A 17,701-nucleotide genomic window follows, 5' to 3' on the forward strand; every position below is an offset into this window, starting at 1 on the left:
ATGAGGCATCGTTTCCGCCACTCCGTCTCGCGTGGTTTGAAACAGGGGCTCCGCTCGGCGGAGGCGAGGCGGACGCTAACAGAGCGGGGGAGGCCGGTGAACATGGCGGGCGGGCGTGCAGCGGCCGACCCGGCAACGGGGCAGAGCTCGGCCGCGATCCCGTGGACTGGCGCGGCAAGGCTGCCGCCCCTCGTCGTGGCGCGCGGCGAGCTCGCCGGGCATCTCGCGGGCCTCGCTGCGGAGAGCGGAGGCAGCGGCGAGGTGCTGCTGGTGCCAAAGGCGGATCTCGCCGTCACGCGCCTGGCGCGCGCCGCAGGTGCGCCGCCCTTCGTGCTCGCCCAGGCCGGAGCGCTGCGCTTCGGCCTCGGCCGCTTCCTCCGCCTCCTTGCCGAACCCGATCTCGTCGCGCCCGTCGTGTTCATCGGGCCGCCGCACCGCGCGCCGCGCCTCGCCGCCGCCGCGCGCGGTCTCGGCCTCGCGGCGGTCGCCGTGCGGGAGCTTTCGGGTCCGCGCGACCTCGCCGCCCTGCTCGCCGACCTCGGGCGACGACCTCGCGCCGAGGCGCCCGCGCTTGGGCCGGACGATCTGGCCCGGGCGATCGCCGGCGGGGCGATCGTCAACCGCTATCAGCCGCAGGTGCGCCTCGACGACGGCACGCCGGTCGCGCTCGAGACCCTGGCGCGGTGGGAGCACCCGCTGCACGGCCTCCTCGGTGCCGCCGAGTTCGTGCCCTTGGCGGAACGCACAGGCCTTTCCCGGGCGCTCGCCGATCGCGTCGTCCGCCAGGCGGTGGCTGATCTCGCCGCCCTGCAGGCGGCCGGACTGCGCTACTCGGTCGCCCTGAACCTGCCGCTCGACGTGCTGCTCGACCCGGGGCTGGCGGATCGTTTGGCGACCGAACTGGAGGCGGGCGGCGTGCCGGCCGCGGCGTTGACGATCGAGTTGACGGAAAGCCAGATCGCGCGCGATCTCGGGGCGGTGCGCGAGGCCGCGCTGAGGCTGCGCGCCCGACAGTTCGGCGTCTCCATCGACGACTTCACGCCCTCGGAGGCGCAGGCCGGGCTCGTCGACCTGCCGTTCACCGAAATGAAGCTCGACCGCTCGCTCGTGCTTGCCGCGCTCACCGACCGCGGCCACCGCGCCGCGCTGTCCGACCTCGTGCGGCGCGCGCACGGGCTCGGGCTCGCCGTGGTGGCGGAGGGCGTGGAGACGCCGCAGGCCTGGGCGGTGGCGCAGGAGATCGGCGCCGATCTCGCCCAGGGCTGGATGGTGGGCAGGCCCCTGCCGGCCGGCGCCGTCGCCGCCTGGACGGCGGCCTGGGGCGCCGGCGTCGCGGCGTGATCGCAGGGCCGCACCCGCCTTCAGGCTTGCTTTTCGCCGGCCGACCGAGCAGGGTTTTGCGGTGCAGCGCGTCCCTTGATGTCGTGGGGGATGTGCCCGTGCGACCAATCGCCGCGAAGCGCGCGGACCGCGCGATCAGCCCGGAAGGGGCCGGCTGGTTCCGCCAGGAGATCACCTCGTTCGACCAGGTGCGTGGCCTGCGCTTCCGCGCCGCAGGCCTGGGCGGACGGATCTGGGAGCGCGTCGGCGCCTCCGTGCAGCTGATCCCGGGGCCCGAGCTCTACCAGGCGCTGGAGCGCGGCGTGCTGGACGGCACGAGTTCTCGCTGCCCAGGGTGGACGAACAACTCGGCTTCCACCGCGTCGCGCGCTTCCTCCACCTGCCGGGCTGGCACCAGCCGACGACGAACCAGTATCTCTACGTCAACAAGCGGGTCTGGGACGGGTTGCAGGACACCACGCGGGCGATGATCGAGACCGCCTGCCAGGCCGGTGTCGCCGACGCCATGGCGCGGGCTGAGGCGTTGCAGGGCGCGGTGCTGAAGCGCTTCGCCGAGCAGGGTGTGACGGTCGCGCAACCGCCGAAGGCGTGCTGGAGCGGCTGCAGGCGGCGACCAAGGAGGTGCTGGACGAGCAGGCGACGCGCGACGCCGATTTCCGCGCCGTGCTCGAGAGCATGCGCCGCGTCCAGGAGGAGCACGCGGCGTGGAAGCAGCTCGGCCACCTGCCGCGCGACTGGCCGCTGACGCGCTGACGGCCGAACGGCACCGGCGACCGACCCCGTGACCAACCTGATCGGCGCCTCTCCCGGCGGGGCGGCGAAGGGCCATTTGGCCGGGTTGCCGCCCTGCCCGCCCGCCGACGCGATCGAGCGCGCCGTGCATGCGGTGGGCCTCGTCTTCGCCTTCGTCTGGCTCCTGCTCGTGCTCGTCACCGTCACCGCCGTCGCCGAACGCTACGCGCCACCGGTGACGGCGGCGATGGCGGCGATCTTCGGCAACAATCCCGGCACTGCGCTGACCGAACTGCAGTGGCACCTCTATGCGGCCGGGTTCCTGGTCGGGCTCTCCTTCGCCATGGTTGCGCGGCGCCCATGTGCGGGTCGATGTGCTGGCGGAACGGCTCCCGTTGCGCGCCAAGGCCTGGATCGAGTTCCTCGGCACGCTCCTCTTCCTCGCCCCTTTCATTGTGTTCGTGCTCCTCTACGCGGTGCCGTTCGTCGAACGCTCCTGGCAACTGAACGAGATTTCGCCCTCGCCCGGCGGTTTGGGCGCACGCTGGATCATCAAGTCTTTTTTCGTCATCGGGTTCGGCCTGCTCGCCGCGGCCGCGCTCGCGCGGCTGCTGCGCCTCGCCAACGACCTGTTCCGCCGCCACCCCGCCTGATCCGTCCCGGAAGGCCCGGAATGCTCGAGATCTACGAGATCCTCGTCATCGGGCTGATGGCGAGCTTCATGCTGCTGATCTTCACCGGCTACCCGATCGCGTGGGTGCTGGCGGGGGTGTCGTTCTGATTCGTCGTGCTCGCGCTGTGGGGGGCGGAGGCGATGGACTGGGACACCTTCATGCTCGTGCGCGGCTGATCCTCAAGGCGCTCGTCGCCCTCACCCCGCTTGCCGTGCTGATCCTCGCCGTGCTCGGCTCGATCTTCTTCGGCATCGCCACCGCGACCGAGGCCTCCGGCGTGGGTGCGTTGGGCGCGATGCCGCTCGCCGCCGCCAATCGCCGCCTCACCGCGCCGGTGGTGAAGGACGTCTGCGTGGAGACGGCGACCACCACCGCCTTCATCATGGCGATCTTCATCGGCGCCTCGGCCTTCGCGCTCGTGATGCGCTCCCTGGGTGGGGACGAGTTCATCGCGCACATGCTGAAGAGCCTGCCCTTCGGCCCGGAGGGCATCGTGCCGTTCGTGCTCGGTGTGGCCTTCCTCGCCGGCCCCTTCCTCGATTGGCTCGAGATCAGCCTGATCTTCCTCCCCCTCGTCGCGCCGGTGGTGCGGGGGCTCGGCTTCGACCCCGTGTGGTTCGTCGTCGTCTTCGCGGTGATGCTTTAGACCTCGGTCCTCACCCCACCAGTCGGCTTCTCCCTCTTCTACCTCAAGGGGGTGGCGCCGCCCGCGGTGACGACGCGGGACATCTACCTCGGCATCATCCCCTTCGTCGCCATCCAGCTCCTCGTCGTCTTCCTCGTCTTCGAGTTTCCCGAACTCGCGCTGTGGCTGCCGCGCGAGGTGTACGGGCGCTGAGCAGGGCGCGCGGGGAGGGGGAGGCCGGGTTTTCAGGCGGCCCACACCTCCTCGTAGAGGGCGATGATCTCCTCCTTCGTCGGCACGCGCGGGTTGTTGGCTGGGCTGCCCGAGGCGAGCGCCTGCTCCGCCATCGTCGGCAGCAGGGCCCGCCAGGCCGCCTCGTCGAGCCCGTAGGTCTTCGGTGAGGGCACGGCGAGGTCGCGATTGAGCGCCTCGAGTTCGGCGAGGAGCTTGCGTGCGGCCACCTCGTCGGTGTCCTCCTCGTGCGCCACCCCCATCGCGCGCGCGGCCTCGGCGTAGCGGGGAAGGGCGGCCGGCAGCGAGAAGCGCGTCACCGCCGGCAGCAGCATGGCGTTGGAGAGCCCGTGCGCGACGTGGAAATGGGCGCCGATGGGGCGGCTCATGCCGTGCACCAGCGCGACCGAGGCGTTGGAGAAGGCGAGCCCGGCGAGGGTGGCGCCGAGCATCATCGCCTCGCGGGCCACCGCGTTGCGCGGTTCCGCGTAGGCCGTGCGGAGGTTGCGCGCGATCAGCGCCATCGCGCGCAGCGCATAGGTGTCGGAGACCGGATTGGCGCGGCGCGACACGTAGGCCTCGAGCGCGTGGGTGAGGCTGTCGATCCCGGTGTCGGCGGTGGTGCGCGGGGGAACGGTGTAGGTCAGCTCGTAGTCGACGATCGCGGCGACCGGCAGGGCGGCGAGGCCCGCGATCAGCATCTTCTCGTTCCGTTCCGCATCCGTGATGACGGTGAAGCGCGTCACCTCGCTTCCCGTCCCCGCCGTGGTCGGGATGGCGACGATCGGCAACGCGTCGAGATCGGCCGTGCGCGGCACCTTCCAATCGCGCATCTTGCCGCCGCCGGCGGCGAGGATGGCGATCGCCTTCGCGGTATCGAGCGAGGAGCCGCCGCCGAACCCGATCAGTCCGTCGATCGCGCCCGCCGCGCGCAGCACAGCCACCCCGGCCTCCACCACCGTATCCGTCGGGTCGGGCACGGTGTCGCTGAACACGGGCGGGTTGAGGCCCGCCGCGGCCAGGGGGTCGAGCACGCGGCGAATGAGGCCCGAGGAGACCATGAAGGGGTCGGTGACCACCAAGGGGCGGGAGAGACGGAGGGTCTTCAGGAGCTCGGCGACGCGGGACACTGCGCCGCCGCCGACCAGCATCACCTTCGGCGAGACGATCGTCGCCACCATCGCGTTTCCTCCGCAGGCCTCTTCAGGGCGTTCGCTGGCGAGGCTAGCGCGGCCTTCACTCGGCGTTAACCTTGGGCGGTGCAACATGCCTGCGGTTGTCGCACGGGTGGAGGGGTCAATGTCCGCTTGGCTGGTCGTGCTGTTGGCGCCGCTGGTCGCGTCCGGGTTGGTGCTGATCGCCGCCGTCCTCGGCGTGCCGGCCCCCGTTGCGGCCGTCGCCCTCCTGCCGCTGCTGGCGGCCGGGGCTCTGGCTTGGCTCGGCTTCGCCGCCGGGGTGGAGGCGGCGGTGCTGGCCACGCTTCTCACCGCGGCCGTCTTCGCGGCGGGCTGGGCGAAACGCGTCCGGGTCACCGCCCGCGCGCGCTGAGGCGTCCGCGCGCCCACCCATCGGCCGTAACAGGCGCGCTCGGTCAGGCGCGACGAGAAGGCCCGGCAAATCGTCCTTTCGCTTGACGCCCCGGTCGCGCCGTGCTGCATGGCCGCGGCCGGTGCCGCGCAGTCTTTGCCCGCGCACGCGGCTGCGGACGATCCGTGACCGACACAGACCAGACCCAAGGCGGCGTAACCGCGGCTGATCGCCCAGGCAGGAGCCTCGGCGCCGAGACCGCACCAGACGCCCCGCTTCCCCAAGCCGAGGAGGGGGCCGCGACGGTTGGCGCCGCGGCGGCGACGGGCCTCGCCCCGGCCGTCGAGCCCGTCGCCACCCCGATGGCGGCGGAGGGCGACGCCGGCCCGTCCACCGCTCCCACGGGCGCGGCGGCGACCGCTCAGGGCGCAGCCGAAGCGAATGCGACGCCGCCCGCCGACGCGGAGGGCGAGCCCCGGCAGCCGACCGCCGAGCAGGCTCCCGCGCCGCGTCGCCCCACCTTCGCGGATCTCGGGCTTTCCGAACCCGTGCTGCGCGCGGTGGCCGACGCCGGCTACCTCCACCCGACCCCCATCCAGGAGCAGGCGATCCCCGTCATCCTGATGGGGCGCGACGTGCTCGGCTGCGCCCAGACCGGCACCGGCAAGACGGCGTCCTTCACCCTGCCGATGCTCGACATCCTCTCGTCTGGGCGGTCGCGCGCGCGCATGCCGCGCTCGCTGATCCTCGAGCCCACGCGCGAACTCGCCGCCCAGGTCGCCGAGAATTTCGTCAAGTACGCGAAATACCTTCGCTTCGACTACGCGCTGATCATCGGCGGCGAAAGCATGGGCGAGCAGACCGCGCGGCTCGCCCGCGGCGTCGATGTGCTGATCGCCACCCCGGGCCGGCTGCTCGACCTGTTCGAACGCGGCGGGCTCCTGCTCACCGACGTGCGCATCCTCGTCATCGACGAGGCGGACCGCATGCTCGACATGGGCTTCATCCCGGACGTCGAGCGCATCGTCTCGCTGTTGCCCCGCATGCGGCAGACGCTGTTCTTCAGCGCCACCATGCCGCCGGAGATCAAGCGCCTGGCGGACGCCTTCCTGCACAATCCGAAGGTGATCACCGTCGCCCCGCCGGCGACCGTGGCCGCCACCGTCGAACAGCACCTCGCGCTCGTGCGCGAGCACGACAAGCGCGAAGCGTTGCGCCGCCTCCTTCGTGCCGAGGACGTGAAGAACGCGCTGATCTTCTGCAACCGCAAGCGCGACGTCGACATCCTCTGCCGCTCGCTGCTCCGCCACGGCTTCGATGCCGCCATGCTGCACGGCGACATGACGCAGCCGAAACGGATGGAGACGCTCGAGCGGTTCAAGGCGGGGCAGGTCCGCCTGCTCGTCTGCTCCGACGTCGCCGCGCGCGGCATCGACATCGGCGGCCTCAGTCACGTCTTCAACTTCGACGTGCCGATCCACCCCGAGGACTACGTGCACCGCATCGGGCGCACCGGCCGGGCGGGGCAATCGGGGCGCGCCTTCACCCTCGCCACCGTCGAGGACGACGATCGGCTCGCCGCGATCGAGAAGCTGATCGGCAAGCCGATCCCGCGCATCCAGATCGAGGGCCTGGACCCCGTGAGCCTCGATCTCGAACGGCCGAAGGAGAAGGACGAGGGGCGCCGCCGGCGCGGCCGCGGCGGCCGCAGCGCCAAGACGGAGGCGGCCGCGCCGCGGGCGGCGACGGGCAAACGCGGGCAGCCCGAGCGGAAGACGGCGGCCAAGGGCACCGAGACGCAGGCCGACAGGGCACGGCTCGCGGCTCGGCCCGCCCCGCGCCAAGCCGAGCCGGCGGAGGAGGAGCGGGTGGTCGGCTTCGGCGGCTTCGTGCCCGATTTCATCCTCCGCCCCACCCGCCGCATGCCGGCCGCCCCACCGCGCGACGCCGAAGAGGCCGAGGACCAGGCCGCCTGAGCCCCGCCGGGGACAGATCGGCCTTGCGCCGATTCGACCCCTCCCCCGCCCGCTCCTCCGCTACACCCCCCCGCCCTCGCCCCGGCCCGGTGGGTCTCCCGCCGCCGGGGCGAAACCGTCTCGGGCGCCGGGGCCTTCCCCGGAACGGCCGTCCGAGCCCCGTCACCACCGCGCCGGGCCGTCGGCGCGCGTTCGTGTCGCGTAGGATCCCGCCATGCCCGAGTGGCCCATCCATGCCCGCTTCGCCGGCCCCATCGTGATGATCGGCTTCGGCTCGATCGGCAAAGGCACGCTGCCGCTCATCCTCCGCCACATCGACGCCCCGCGCGAGAGGATGGTGGTGATCGACCCCGACGATTCAGCGCGCGAGCTCGCCGAACGGGAGGGGGTGCGCTTCCGCCGCCTGGCGCTGACGCGGGACAATCTCCGCCGCGAACTCTCCCCGCTGCTCGCGGGCGGCGGGTTCTGCGTCAACCTCTCGGTCGAGGTGTCCTCGGTCGAGCTGATCAAGCTCTGCCGCGAGGTGGGCGCGCTCTACATCGACACCTGCGTCGAGCCCTGGCCCGGCGGCTACACCGACCCCTCCCTCTCGCCCACCGAGCGCTCCAATTACGGGCTGCGTGAAGCGGCGCGCGCGCTGCGCCGCCCAGGGATCGCCGACCCGACCGCGCTGATCGCCCACGGCGCCAACCCCGGCATGGTCAGCCACTTCGTCAAGCAGGCGCTGCTCAACCTGGCCGAGGATCTCGGCCACGACGTCGACGAACCGCGCAGCCAGGCCGGCTGGGCGCGGCTTGCACGCGACCTCGGTGTCAAGGGCATCCACATCGCCGAACGCGACACCCAGCGTGCGAACATCCCCAAGCGCCTCGGCGAGTTCGTCAACACCTGGTCGATCGAGGGCTTCCTCGGCGAAGGCATGCAGCCCGCCGAACTCGGTTGGGGCACGCATGAGCGTTGGATGCCGCCCGAGGCCCGCCGCCACCCCTACGGCTGCGACGCCGCGATCTATCTCGAACGGCCCGGCTGCGCGACGCGGGTGCGCTCCTGGGCGCCGACGCCGGGGCCGCAGCTCGCCTGGCTGATCACCCACAACGAGGCGATCTCGATCGCCGACTACCTCACCCTGCGCGACGAGACGGGCAACGTCACATACCGCCCGACCTGCCACTACGCCTACCGCCCCTCGGACGACACCGTGCTCTCGCTCGAGGAGTTCGTCGGCAACGCCTTCCGCCGGCAGAAGAAGCTTCGGCTGATGAACGAGGAGATCGTCGAGGGCCACGACGAGTTGGGCGTGCTGCTCTACGGGCATGCGCGCAACGCCTACTGGTACGGCAGCCAGCTTTCCATCGCGGAAGCCCGCCGGCTCGCGCCGTATCAGAACGCGACCGCGCTGCAGGTCACCTCGGCGGTGCTGGGGGGCATGGTGTGGGCGATCGAGAACCCGCGCGCCGGCGTGGTCGATGCCGACGAGATCGGCTGGCGGCGCGTGCTGGAGATCCAGCGCCCCTATCTCGGCCCCGTCATCGGCGCCTACACCGACTGGACCCCGCTCTCGGGCCGCCCGGGCCTCTTTCCGGAGGACATCGACGCCGAGGACCCCTGGCAGTTCCGCAACGTCCTCGTACGCTAGGGAAGGGGCGGGGGGCGCGCCGCCGCCCCCCACCCGCCGCCACCGCAGCCGGATTCGCGCGATGAGCCTGCTCGCCGACCTCTACCCCTGGACCAAGGCCCTGCACGTCATCTCGGTGATCGCCTGGATGGCGGGGCTGCTCTACCTGCCGCGTCTCTACGTCTATCACTGCGAGACCACCCCCGGCACGACGGAGTCCGAACGCTTCAAGGTGATGGAGCGGCGGCTGCTCAAGATCATCACCACCCCGGCGATGATCGCCTCCTGGACCTTCGGCACCCTGCTCGTGCTCACCCCCGGCGTGGTCGATTGGAGCTCGGGCTGGTGGCACCTGAAGATGGCGGGGATCATCGCGCTGACGGCGGTGCACGGGGTGCTGGCCGCACGCCGGCGCGACTTCCTGCACGACCGCAATCGCCGGCCGCAGAAGTACTACCGCGTGCTGAACGAGGTGCCGACGGTGGCGATGATCGTCATCGTCATCATGGTGATCGTGAAGCCGTTCTGACCGCCCGGGGCCGAGGGCCGCAGCCGCGGCCGCGCTTGACAGGAAACGCCCCGCATCCCACCTGGGCGTTGACGGAGCGGGGGTGGTTGTCTAGCGTTCTCTCGCTCTCGGGCGCGTTTTTTCGCGCCGGCACTCACCGCACACGGGATCACGACGGCCGGGCTGACACCGATGCGGCCGCACCTGCCGGGCGGTGAAGCCATCGGCCGCGGCGCCCCGACGGCACCTTCCCCGACCGGTCGCGCGGGTCATGCCTCCCGCGCCAGGCGCCCCGCGGTGCGGTCCTTCCCGCACCGTCCGAACCACCGAAGGCCTCCCATGCACCTCGCCGAACTGAAGGCCAAGTCTCCCGCAGACCTCCTCGCCTACGCCGAATCCCTCGAGATCGAGAACGCCTCCACCCTGCGCAAGCAGGACATGATGTTCGCCATCCTCAAGACGCTCGCCGAAAGGGACCAGGCGATCTACGGCGACGGCGTGCTCGAGATCCTGCCCGACGGGTTCGGCTTCCTCCGATCGCCGCAGGCGAACTACCTGCCCGGGCCGGACGACATCTACGTCTCGCCCGCCCAGGTGCGCCGCTTCGGCCTGCGCACCGGCGACACGGTGGAGGGCCAGATCCGCGCGCCCAAGGAGGGCGAGCGCTACTTCGCGCTGACCAAGGTCAACGCCATCAACTTCGAACCACCCGAAGCGGTTCGCCACCGCATCAACTTCGACAACCTCACCCCTCTTTATCCCGACAAGCGGCTGAAGATGGAGATCGAGGACAAGGGCGGGGCGAAGGAGGGCGTGCAGAAGGGCGTGCAGAAGGACTACACGCCGCGCGTGCTCGACCTCATCTGCCCGATCGGCAAGGGCCAGCGCTGCCTCATCGTCGCCCCCCCGCGCACGGGCAAGACGGTGATGCTGCAGAACATCGCCAACTCGATCGCGCACAACCACCCCGAGGTCTACCTGATCGTGCTGCTGATCGACGAACGGCCCGAGGAGGTGACCGACATGGCGCGCACCGTGCGCGGCGAGGTGATCTCCTCCACCTTCGACGAACCGGCCCAGCGCCACGTGCAGGTGGCGGAGATGGTGATCGAGAAAGCCAAGCGCCTCGTCGAGCACAAGAAGGACGTCGTCATCCTGCTCGACTCCATCACCCGGCTCGCCCGCGCCTACAACACGGTGGTGCCCTCCTCGGGCAAGGTGCTGACGGGTGGCGTGGACGCGAACGCGCTGCAGCGGCCGAAGCGTTTCTTCGGGGCGGCGCGCAACATCGAGGAAGGGGGCTCGCTCACCATCATCGCCACCGCCCTGATCGATACCGGCAGTCGGATGGACGAGGTGATCTTCGAGGAGTTCAAGGGCACGGGCAACTCGGAGATCGTTCTCGATCGGAAACTCTCGGACAAGCGCACCTTCCCCGCGATCGACATCACCAAGTCCGGCACGCGCAAGGAGGAGCTGCTCGTTGATCGCGGCACGCTCGCCAAGATGTGGGTGCTGAGGCGGATCCTGATGCCGATGGGCCCGCAGGATGCGATGGATTTCCTGCTCGACAAGCTGAAGTACTCGAAGACCAACCAGGACTTCTTCGACGCGATGAACACCTAGGGCAGGCCTTCGGCGATCGCGCGCAGGGTGTCGCGTTCGCGCGCGGTCAGGCCGCGCGCGCCGGGGCAGGCCGCTTCGTCGAGCAGGGCGCGGGCGAGGGGGCCGCGGTGGTCGCCGAGGTCACGGCCACCTTTTTCAGGTTTCACCCGTATTTGGCGCAAGACACCTCGCGCGATGTGCGGGGCGTCGTCTTTCTGGCAGGCAAGCTGTTGAAGCTTTTTGGCTACCTCTCCTGGTGGGGCTATCCGCTCGCGGATTTGTGCTTCAATATTGGATTGCTGCGCCTGAACTTTTTGCTGGTGCAAAAATTTTGCCGGACCGGAAGACGACAAATTCCGTGGCGAGCTCAAATCGCGGTGACTATTACCCAGCCCTATCACGCTAGAACCAGGGGGGGAAAGCGGTCGGCCCGATGTATACTGACGCTGGGGTTGGCCAAAAATGGTGCCACGACTATCCACAAGCGCCATTCGAGCTAAGCCTTGTGCACCGCGAAGGCTCGCCTCTCGTAGGTCGGCTGCTTCCAATCCTGTACCCTCAATCTTAGCTCCATCAAGGCTTGCTCTCACAAGCATGCCACCCTGGATATCGGCGTTCGCTAGAGACGCTCTTTCAAGTTTGGCATTTCTTAGATCTGAAGCCTGAAGATTCGCTTGTTTCAGATTTGCTTCCGACAGATCGGCCTGAAACAAATATGCTCCTTGCAGAGAAGCGGAAACTAAGAGTGCCCTATTCATGTGGGCATTCGCGAGCGACGCACCTTGAAGATAAGCGCCAGTCAAATTAACCGATTGTGCGTCTGCCTGCTCAAATGAAGCCCCTTGAAGCTTGGACTTTTCAAAACTCGCGAACTGCATTCGCGTGCTGTTCAAAAAAGCCCCCTGGAGGCTAGATCTCGTTAGGATCGCGTTGTCCAAATACGCACCATGCAGCCAAGCCATATCCAATCGAGCGTCACTCAAGTTAACCCACGTTAGATCCGCCCGACGGAGGTCGGTGGCGGTAAGCACCGCCCTTCGCAACGATCGACCGCGGAGTACCATCGTCCGCGGAACGGGGTCCGGCTGCCCCTCCGCCACCTTCAGCTCTCCCGCGTCGATCCTGCGCAACAGCTCCGCCTGCGCGTCGCTGATCAGCCGCTCGTTCGGCAGCATCAGCGCGCGGGAGAAGAGGCTGGTCGGCCGGTTCGTCTTCTCGTCGACCTCGCCGTCGAACAACGACGCCCGAGCCCCTTCAAGAGGCCAAAAGCGAAGGAGGCGGTCCAGCCATTCATCAACAACCGTGGCCAGCCCAAAGGTAAAAACGAACGCCCCACCGCTGATCGTGCCTGCCACCGCGACCCAAAGTTTACCGGGCCGCGGGCCACACAGACTTCGTTCTGCTTCCACCGGCCGCCACAGCCACCACACCAGCGCGAGATCCACCAGCACCAGCACCCGGTGCCACCAGGTGGTCGCCGGGTCCTGGTAGGGCAGGAACCGCACCTGGAAGAACAGGAGCAGCAGCACCGGTGCCGCGATCAGCGTCAGCCACGCCATCAGCCGCAAGGGCAGGGCCCCCTGCCCCAACATCGCCCCCGCCACCGCCTGCGCCACCGGGTAGGGGTCGACCTGGAACCAGGCGCGGTTCGTCCCGTCCCGCTCCCCGGCCGCGCCCGCCGCCGCGCCGCCTTCCGCCCGCAGCGCCGCCACCGCGGCGGCGAGCTTCTCCCTGAGCACCCGCGCCTGGGCCAGCACGTAGAAGTGCAGGACGACCAGGATCGCCGGGGCGACGACGAAAAAGCCCGTCAGCGGCACCGCCACGCTGATCACCGGCAGGGGAATCGGCTCGTCGAAGAACAGCTTGCGGTGCGTGACGGAGCCCACCGCCACCGTCAGGTACAGCATGACGGTGACGAAGAAGAACCACTGCGTGGCCTCGCGCCGCGCCGTCTCGTTCGCCGCCGCGAGCAGCTCCTTCGCCGAGACGGCCATGCCCGCCATCGCCGCACACCCCCGCGCGACACGCTATCGTCTGCACGTCGCAACGATCAACCGCCGCGCGCAGCCCCGGCGACCGCCACCCGCCGCCCCGCTCTCCTCGCCGCATGGATCTCGTCGCCTGCGCCGAAGCCTTCGCCCGCGACCTGCACGCCGGCTTCGCCCGCCAGGGCCGGGCAGGGCGCGCCTTCGTCACGCATCTCGAGGAGGTGGTGGCGCTGCTGCGCGCGGCCGGCGCGGACGACACCGTGCTCGCCGCCGGCTGGCTGCACGAGGTGGCGGAGAACGCGCTCACCGCGAACCGACGCGTCAGCGCGCGCGAGCTCGGCGATCCCTTCGGCTGGCAAGTCGCGGCGATGGTGGCGGAGGTGACGGACAACCCGCGCATCCCGCTTCCCTTGCGCAAGGACATCCGCACCCGTTCGGCGCGCGACACCACCGCGGGTGCCCGCATGATCACGCTGGCCGACCTCACCGCGCAGCTCCGCGCGCTGATCGAGGACGCGCCCGCGGACTGGGACCACGGACGCCAAGTCGAATACTTCGGCTGGCCGCGCGCGTCGCCGCCCACTGCCGCGGCCACGCCCCGTCGCTCGAGGTGGCCTGCGACGCCGCCTATCGCGAAGGCCTCGCCCGCCTCGCGGCAGGGGCGTGACGCCCCCCGCCGCCCCACCCCTCAGCCGAGCAGCGGCTCCCACGCCCCGGCGAGCAGCACGCTCGCGCGCAGGAACAGCACCCCGGCGAGCGATGAGACGGCGGAGACCGCGATCAGCCCCTTGCTCTTGCCATAGCGGAGCATCAGCGCGGCGAGCAGGATCGGCACCGCGAGCCCAAGCCCGATCACGCCGCCCCAGGTGAGCCAGGCAAGCGACCCGGAGACCAGCTCCTCGGCCCCCGCCCGCGCCGCCGCACTCATCGCCGTCAGCGACACGTGCAGGAAGGCGAGCACCGCAATCAGCTTCAGCGCATCGAGCCCGAGCGCGAGCTTCATCCCGGCGACCGACACGCGCTCATCGACCAGACCGAGCACGTAGAAGAGCTCGAGCACCGCGACCGCGGCGACCGCGCTCGAGATCAGCCACAGGATCGGGATCAGCGCCGTGCCCCAGAGCGGAATGCCGTGCGCCTGGGTGAGCAGGAAACCGGAGTAGACGACGGACAGCACCCCGTTCGCCGCGAACACGCCGCGGAAGAGGGCGCCTTCGGTCATCTCGCGCACGCGGTCGCCGAACGGCGGGTAGATCCCGACGTCTTCGGCGTGCGCGTAGGCGGCGAGCGCGCCGAGCAGCAGATGCACGGTGAGGATGATCACGCCGAGGAACATCCAGGAGCCGAGATTGAACTCGCCGGCGCGGATCAGCTCCCACAGCACCAACGGCATGTTCCACCACCGCCCGAGGTGGAAGAAGACCAGCAAAAGGCCGAGGGCGGTGGCGACGAACACCGTGAACGCCACCGCCGCCCGCCGCACCTGCCAGTAGGCGACGGCAAGCCCGCCGCCGATGGCGACGAACCAGAAGAACCAGGCGATCTGCCAGCCCCAATCCGCGACCGGGGCCTGGAAGACGAGGGGAGGCAGCTCGCTCATCGCTCACACCTCCTCGACGATGAAATATTTCGGCTTCGCACCGCTGTTCGGCAGCAGCGTGCGGTGGCGCTTGGTGCGCAGGGTGCGGCTGACGGAACTTTCCGGGTCGTTCAGGTCGCCGAAGTCGCGCGCATTCGCGGGGCAGGCCTGCACGCAGGCGGGCTTCTGGCCTGCGGCGACGAGGGCGAGGCAGCCGCGGCCCATGCATTTCATCGGCAAGCCGGTGTCGGGATGCACCCAGCGCGCGTTGTAGGGGCAGGAGGTGACGCAGTACCTGCACCCCGCACAGCGGCGCGAATCGAGGCGCACGAGGCCGTTCTCGTCGCGGTACACCGCGCCGAAGGGGCACGTTTTCATGCAGGGCGCCTCGTCGCAGTGCGCGCACTGATTGAGGAGCAAGGTGGGGCGGCCCTGGGCCGTGACGCCCTCGTAACGACGGATGTTGGAGGCGACGCCACCGCGCCCCTCGTCCGCGCGGTAGAGCATCTCGGGGTTGTTGGTCGCCGTGCAGGAGATCACGCACGCCGCGCAGCCGATGCAGGCCGCCTCATTCCAGAGGTGGGCGAGGCGCCGGGTGGGCTGTTCTCCGGGTTTCAGGCGCATCGTTCGGGTCCTCCTCGCGCCTGCGTCAGGCGAGCTTGCGCACGCGCACGGAAGCGTTGTTGGCGGCCGCCCCCGTGGTGCGGTCGATCCGTGCGGTGGCGAACCAATGCGAGTTCACGCCCCGCGCGAGCCGGTCGAACCCCTCGAGGCGGGAAAGCAGTTTCTGGCGGTGCCCGCCGACATAGGAGTAGGCGAACAAAACGCCGCGGTGCACCCGCGCGGTGACGCGGATTCGCGTGCGCGCCTGCCAGCCCGTATCCAGCCCCGAAAGCTCCACCGTCTCGCCGTCGCGGATGCCGAGCCGCCGCGCATCCTCGGGGTTCATCCACACCGCGTTGTCGGCGAGGAACTGCGAGGAGAAGGCGAGCCCGGCGACGGCGGAGGAGCCGGCGGGGCTCTTGCCGCTCACCAGCACGAACTCGTCGGCCCGCGAGGGAAGCGTGTAGGCATCGGGCTCGACGTGGCGCGGAAAGCCGGTCTCGCGCAGCCCGCGCAGGACGGGGTGGAAGGCGTAGAGCTCCACCTTGCCGGAGGGCGTGGGTGGTGCGCGCTCGTAGGGCACCGTGCCGTAGGTGATGGGGCCGAACCGGTGGTAGCCCTTGCGCAGGAGCTCCTCGCGCAGCCACGCCGGGTCGAGGCGCCAGCGCTGGGCGAGAGCGGCGATCTGCCGCTCCTCGATCGCAGCGAGGAACGCGCGCTTGAAGGTGTTTACATCCTCGAACTCCGGTTGCCAGCCGAGTGCGGCGGCACGGTCAGGGTACAGCCGGCGCAGGATCTGGAACGAGATCCAGGAGAGGGGCCGAACCTCGGCCCCGGGCGGCGGGTCGGTGACAGCCGTGCCGCGGGCGACGGCCGGGGCGAGCGACCAGATCATCGTGTGCAGGGACGAGCGTTCGATGATCCAGTCCGAGGGTAGGACGTAATCCGCCCAGTCGCACACCTCCTGGTGCAGGATGTCGGTGACGACGACGAGATCGAGCTTCGCCAGCATCTCCTGGATGCGGCGCGTGTTGGGGTCGCGCGCGAACAGGGTGGCGTCGATCAGGAACAGGCCGCGGATGGCGTAAGCCGCATCGCCGTCGACCACGCTCTTCACCACCGCCTCGAAGGTGGCGTTGGTCTCCGGGAACATCTCCTGGTCGAGACGCCGCCCCGGCGGGGGAAGCTTCAGTTCGCCGCCCAGGATGGTGCGCACCGTGCCGTCCGGTGCCCGCGAGATGGCGGGCGGCAACCCCGGGACGGTGCGGAAGCAGAGCCCGCCGGGACGGTCGAAGTTGCCGAGCAGCCCATTCACCAGCAGCACGGCGAGCACGGCGTCGGCATCGTTGCCGTTGCGGGCCGAATACCAGGTGTCGTCGACCACGCCGCGCAACTCGGCGAGCGTGCGCGCGATGCGCTCGATCACCTCGGGCCTGGTGTCGCTGATCGCGGCGGCGCGTTCTGGCGTGTAGTCGGCGAGGTGGCGGAGGAGGCGGTTCCACGCCGTCTCGACGCGGACGCGCGTACCGTCCTTCAGTTCGACCTCGCTCTCGTGGGCGAGGGCGGGTTCGGCGGCGCGATCCTTGTGGTCGGTGAGCGCGGCCCCCTTGGCGTCGAACACCATGAAGGTCGTGGCCTCGCCGCCCTCTTCGAGATCGGCTTCCGTCAGCGGCTTCCCGTCCGGCTTGAGCAGGAAGGGGAGGTTGGTGTGGCGGCGGAGGAACGTTTCGTCGTAAAGACGATCGCGCACGAGCACGTGCGCCACCCCGAGCAGGAAGGCGGCGTCGGTGCCGGGCCGGCAGGGGATCCACTCGCCGTTGGCGAAGGCCGCCTCCGGGTGGGCGGGGTTGAGGAAGGCGACCTTCGCCCCCTTCGCCTTCGCCTTGGCGAGCAGGAACTGGTGCCCGATCGGCGCGTGCAGGGTGCGGCCGGGAAAGAGAATGAAACGGGCGTGTTCGAAATCGGGATCGACCGTCGGCGGCCCCGCATAGGGCGCGCCGAGCACCCAACGCCGCGCCACCGTGCCCGGCGTGTTGCAGGTGGAGTGGTGCGCGATCACGTTCGGCGCGCCGAGACCCAGGGGCAGCCACTGCCCCTCGTCCATGTCGATCACGATGTGGCCGGTGAAGCAGAGGGCGCGGATGCCGTGGGCGGCGATCAGCGCGCGCATCCGCTCGGCGATCTCGTCGAAGGCCTGCTCCCACGAGATCTCCTCGAACCGCCCCGAGCCTCGCGGACCGATGCGCTTCAGCGGCTTGCGCAGACGCAGGGGGCTGTCCCAGGTCTGCGCGGCGGTGGCGCCGCGGCCGCACATGCCGCGCTGGGGATGGTTCGGGTCCTGGTTGCCGAACAGGACGAAGGGGCGCTCGCCTGGCCTGGGGTTGAGTCGCACCAGGGCGGTGAGGCCGCAGAGCGCGCTGCAGGAGAGGCAGGAGGTGTGGCGAAGGTCGAAGCCGGCGCGGTTCAGCGTGTCGCGATCGGGGATGCCGGTGGTGAACAGCTGCGCCGCATCGGCCCAGCCTTCGGCGAGCAGGACGGCGGCGGCCCCGGCGGCGGTCAGGCCCCCGAGGGCAGCGCGACGGCCGAGCGCGGCGTGATCGAGCTTCGCCATGGCGACCTCCCGGCCCCTGCGAGCCGAGGCGGCAGGAGCCTCGCGACACGACCATGCGGGCCGAGATCTTGCATTGAGGTCGGTCA

14 protein-coding genes and 3 pseudogenes are annotated in these 17,701 nt (G+C 70.2%); 12 read left to right on the plus strand and 5 right to left on the minus strand.

Annotation, left to right across the window (positions count from 1 at the left end; genetic code table 11):
• The first annotated feature begins 102 nt into the window (after nt 1–102).
• From DWB05_RS00855 to DWB05_RS00870, 6 genes and pseudogenes are all read left to right on the plus strand, one after another.
• Complete coding sequence (locus DWB05_RS00855; protein ID WP_157967018.1) at nt 103–1,341, plus strand: EAL domain-containing protein; 1,239 nt, start codon at nt 103–105, stop codon at nt 1,339–1,341.
• 188 nt (nt 1,342–1,529) lie between these two features.
• Nucleotides 1,530–1,604 (plus strand): annotated as a pseudogene (locus DWB05_RS15310) (hypothetical protein); the annotation flags it as partial.
• Between the two features lie 71 nt (nt 1,605–1,675).
• Nucleotides 1,676–1,864: pseudogene (locus DWB05_RS15315) on the plus strand (C4-dicarboxylate ABC transporter); the annotation flags it as partial.
• Nucleotides 1,865–1,929: 65 nt separating this feature from the next.
• The gene (locus DWB05_RS14790; protein ID WP_198669015.1) at nt 1,930–2,094 is read left to right on the plus strand and encodes a hypothetical protein; all 165 of its coding nucleotides are present in this window, start codon (nt 1,930–1,932) and stop codon (nt 2,092–2,094) included.
• A gap of 287 nt (nt 2,095–2,381) precedes the next feature.
• Nucleotides 2,382–2,726: a TRAP transporter small permease subunit gene (locus DWB05_RS00865; RefSeq protein ID WP_114374035.1), complete on the plus strand. Its 345-nt coding sequence runs from the start codon at nt 2,382–2,384 to the stop codon at nt 2,724–2,726.
• Nucleotides 2,727–2,871: 145 nt separating this feature from the next.
• A pseudogene (locus DWB05_RS00870) lies at nt 2,872–3,585 on the plus strand (TRAP transporter large permease subunit).
• A 32-nt stretch (nt 3,586–3,617) separates the two neighbouring features.
• Here the strand turns inward: DWB05_RS00870 and DWB05_RS00875 are convergent.
• The gene (locus DWB05_RS00875; RefSeq protein WP_114374037.1) at nt 3,618–4,784 is read right to left on the minus strand and encodes an iron-containing alcohol dehydrogenase; all 1,167 of its coding nucleotides are present in this window, start codon (nt 4,782–4,784) and stop codon (nt 3,618–3,620) included.
• Between the two features lie 118 nt (nt 4,785–4,902).
• Between DWB05_RS00875 and DWB05_RS00880 the strand changes: the two genes are divergently transcribed.
• The 5 genes from DWB05_RS00880 to rho all read left to right on the plus strand — a co-directional run bounded on the left by DWB05_RS00880 (nt 4,903) and on the right by rho (nt 10,855).
• On the plus strand, nt 4,903–5,151 hold the full coding sequence (locus DWB05_RS00880; RefSeq protein WP_114374039.1) for a hypothetical protein: 249 nt from the start codon (nt 4,903–4,905) through the stop codon (nt 5,149–5,151).
• 341 nt (nt 5,152–5,492) lie between these two features.
• Nucleotides 5,493–7,106 (plus strand): DEAD/DEAH box helicase, encoded by a 1,614-nt coding sequence (locus tag DWB05_RS00885; RefSeq protein WP_114374041.1) that lies wholly within the window; start codon nt 5,493–5,495, stop codon nt 7,104–7,106.
• A 214-nt stretch (nt 7,107–7,320) separates the two neighbouring features.
• Nucleotides 7,321–8,742 (plus strand): homospermidine synthase, encoded by a 1,422-nt coding sequence (locus tag DWB05_RS00890; protein WP_114374044.1) that lies wholly within the window; start codon nt 7,321–7,323, stop codon nt 8,740–8,742.
• 61 nt (nt 8,743–8,803) lie between these two features.
• Nucleotides 8,804–9,250, plus strand: a complete 447-nt coding sequence (hemJ, locus tag DWB05_RS00895; RefSeq protein WP_114374046.1) for a protoporphyrinogen oxidase HemJ — start codon at nt 8,804–8,806, stop codon at nt 9,248–9,250.
• A 318-nt stretch (nt 9,251–9,568) separates the two neighbouring features.
• Nucleotides 9,569–10,855 carry a transcription termination factor Rho gene (gene rho, locus DWB05_RS00900; RefSeq protein ID WP_114374048.1) on the plus strand — a complete coding sequence of 429 codons (1,287 nt, stop codon included), beginning with the start codon at nt 9,569–9,571 and terminating at the stop codon, nt 10,853–10,855.
• Here rho and DWB05_RS00905 read toward each other — a convergent pair.
• Entirely contained in the window at nt 10,852–12,837 is a 1,986-nt protein-coding gene (locus DWB05_RS00905; RefSeq protein WP_114374050.1) for a pentapeptide repeat-containing protein, read from the minus strand. The two genes, rho and DWB05_RS00905, sit on opposite strands and share 4 nt — an antisense overlap.
• A gap of 104 nt (nt 12,838–12,941) precedes the next feature.
• Between DWB05_RS00905 and DWB05_RS00910 the strand changes: the two genes are divergently transcribed.
• Nucleotides 12,942–13,625, plus strand: a complete 684-nt coding sequence (locus tag DWB05_RS00910) for an HD domain-containing protein (protein ID WP_114374052.1) — start codon at nt 12,942–12,944, stop codon at nt 13,623–13,625.
• Here the strand turns inward: DWB05_RS00910 and nrfD are convergent.
• Genes nrfD through DWB05_RS00925 form a run of 3 tightly spaced genes read right to left on the minus strand, consistent with a single transcriptional unit; the run spans nt 13,511 to nt 17,615 of the window.
• Nucleotides 13,511–14,422 carry an NrfD/PsrC family molybdoenzyme membrane anchor subunit gene (gene nrfD / locus DWB05_RS00915; protein WP_114374054.1) on the minus strand — a complete coding sequence of 304 codons (912 nt, stop codon included), beginning with the start codon at nt 14,420–14,422 and terminating at the stop codon, nt 13,511–13,513. The two genes, DWB05_RS00910 and nrfD, sit on opposite strands and share 115 nt — an antisense overlap.
• 3 nt (nt 14,423–14,425) lie before the next feature.
• Nucleotides 14,426–15,025 carry a 4Fe-4S dicluster domain-containing protein gene (locus DWB05_RS00920; protein WP_114374056.1) on the minus strand — a complete coding sequence of 200 codons (600 nt, stop codon included), beginning with the start codon at nt 15,023–15,025 and terminating at the stop codon, nt 14,426–14,428.
• A 25-nt stretch (nt 15,026–15,050) separates the two neighbouring features.
• A complete protein-coding gene (locus tag DWB05_RS00925) occupies nt 15,051–17,615 on the minus strand; it encodes a molybdopterin-containing oxidoreductase family protein (RefSeq protein ID WP_114374058.1) in 2,565 nt (854 codons plus the stop codon).
• Nucleotides 17,616–17,701 lie beyond the last annotated feature (86 nt).

The sequence above is a fragment of the Elioraea thermophila (ex Habib et al. 2022) genome (assembly GCF_003336755.1).
Taxonomy (GTDB): domain Bacteria; phylum Pseudomonadota; class Alphaproteobacteria; order Acetobacterales; family Acetobacteraceae; genus Elioraea; species Elioraea thermophila.

Bases quoted from the DNA above. Each gene is read 5' to 3' on its own strand.
- DWB05_RS00855 (WP_157967018.1), top strand. From the start codon at position 103: ATGGCGGGCGGGCGTGCAGCGGCCGACCCGGCAACGGGGCAGAGCTCG.
- DWB05_RS00865 (WP_114374035.1), top strand. From the start codon at position 2,382: ATGCGGCCGGGTTCCTGGTCGGGCTCTCCTTCGCCATGGTTGCGCGGC.
- DWB05_RS00875 (WP_114374037.1), bottom strand. From the start codon at position 4,784: ATGGTGGCGACGATCGTCTCGCCGAAGGTGATGCTGGTCGGCGGCGGC.
- DWB05_RS00880 (WP_114374039.1), top strand. From the start codon at position 4,903: ATGTCCGCTTGGCTGGTCGTGCTGTTGGCGCCGCTGGTCGCGTCCGGG.
- DWB05_RS00885 (WP_114374041.1), top strand. From the start codon at position 5,493: ATGGCGGCGGAGGGCGACGCCGGCCCGTCCACCGCTCCCACGGGCGCG.
- DWB05_RS00890 (WP_114374044.1), top strand. From the start codon at position 7,321: ATGCCCGAGTGGCCCATCCATGCCCGCTTCGCCGGCCCCATCGTGATG.
- hemJ (WP_114374046.1), top strand. From the start codon at position 8,804: ATGAGCCTGCTCGCCGACCTCTACCCCTGGACCAAGGCCCTGCACGTC.
- rho (WP_114374048.1), top strand. From the start codon at position 9,569: ATGCACCTCGCCGAACTGAAGGCCAAGTCTCCCGCAGACCTCCTCGCC.
- DWB05_RS00905 (WP_114374050.1), bottom strand. From the start codon at position 12,837: ATGGCGGGCATGGCCGTCTCGGCGAAGGAGCTGCTCGCGGCGGCGAAC.
- DWB05_RS00910 (WP_114374052.1), top strand. From the start codon at position 12,942: ATGGATCTCGTCGCCTGCGCCGAAGCCTTCGCCCGCGACCTGCACGCC.
- nrfD (WP_114374054.1), bottom strand. From the start codon at position 14,422: ATGAGCGAGCTGCCTCCCCTCGTCTTCCAGGCCCCGGTCGCGGATTGG.
- DWB05_RS00920 (WP_114374056.1), bottom strand. From the start codon at position 15,025: ATGCGCCTGAAACCCGGAGAACAGCCCACCCGGCGCCTCGCCCACCTC.
- DWB05_RS00925 (WP_114374058.1), bottom strand. From the start codon at position 17,615: ATGGCGAAGCTCGATCACGCCGCGCTCGGCCGTCGCGCTGCCCTCGGG.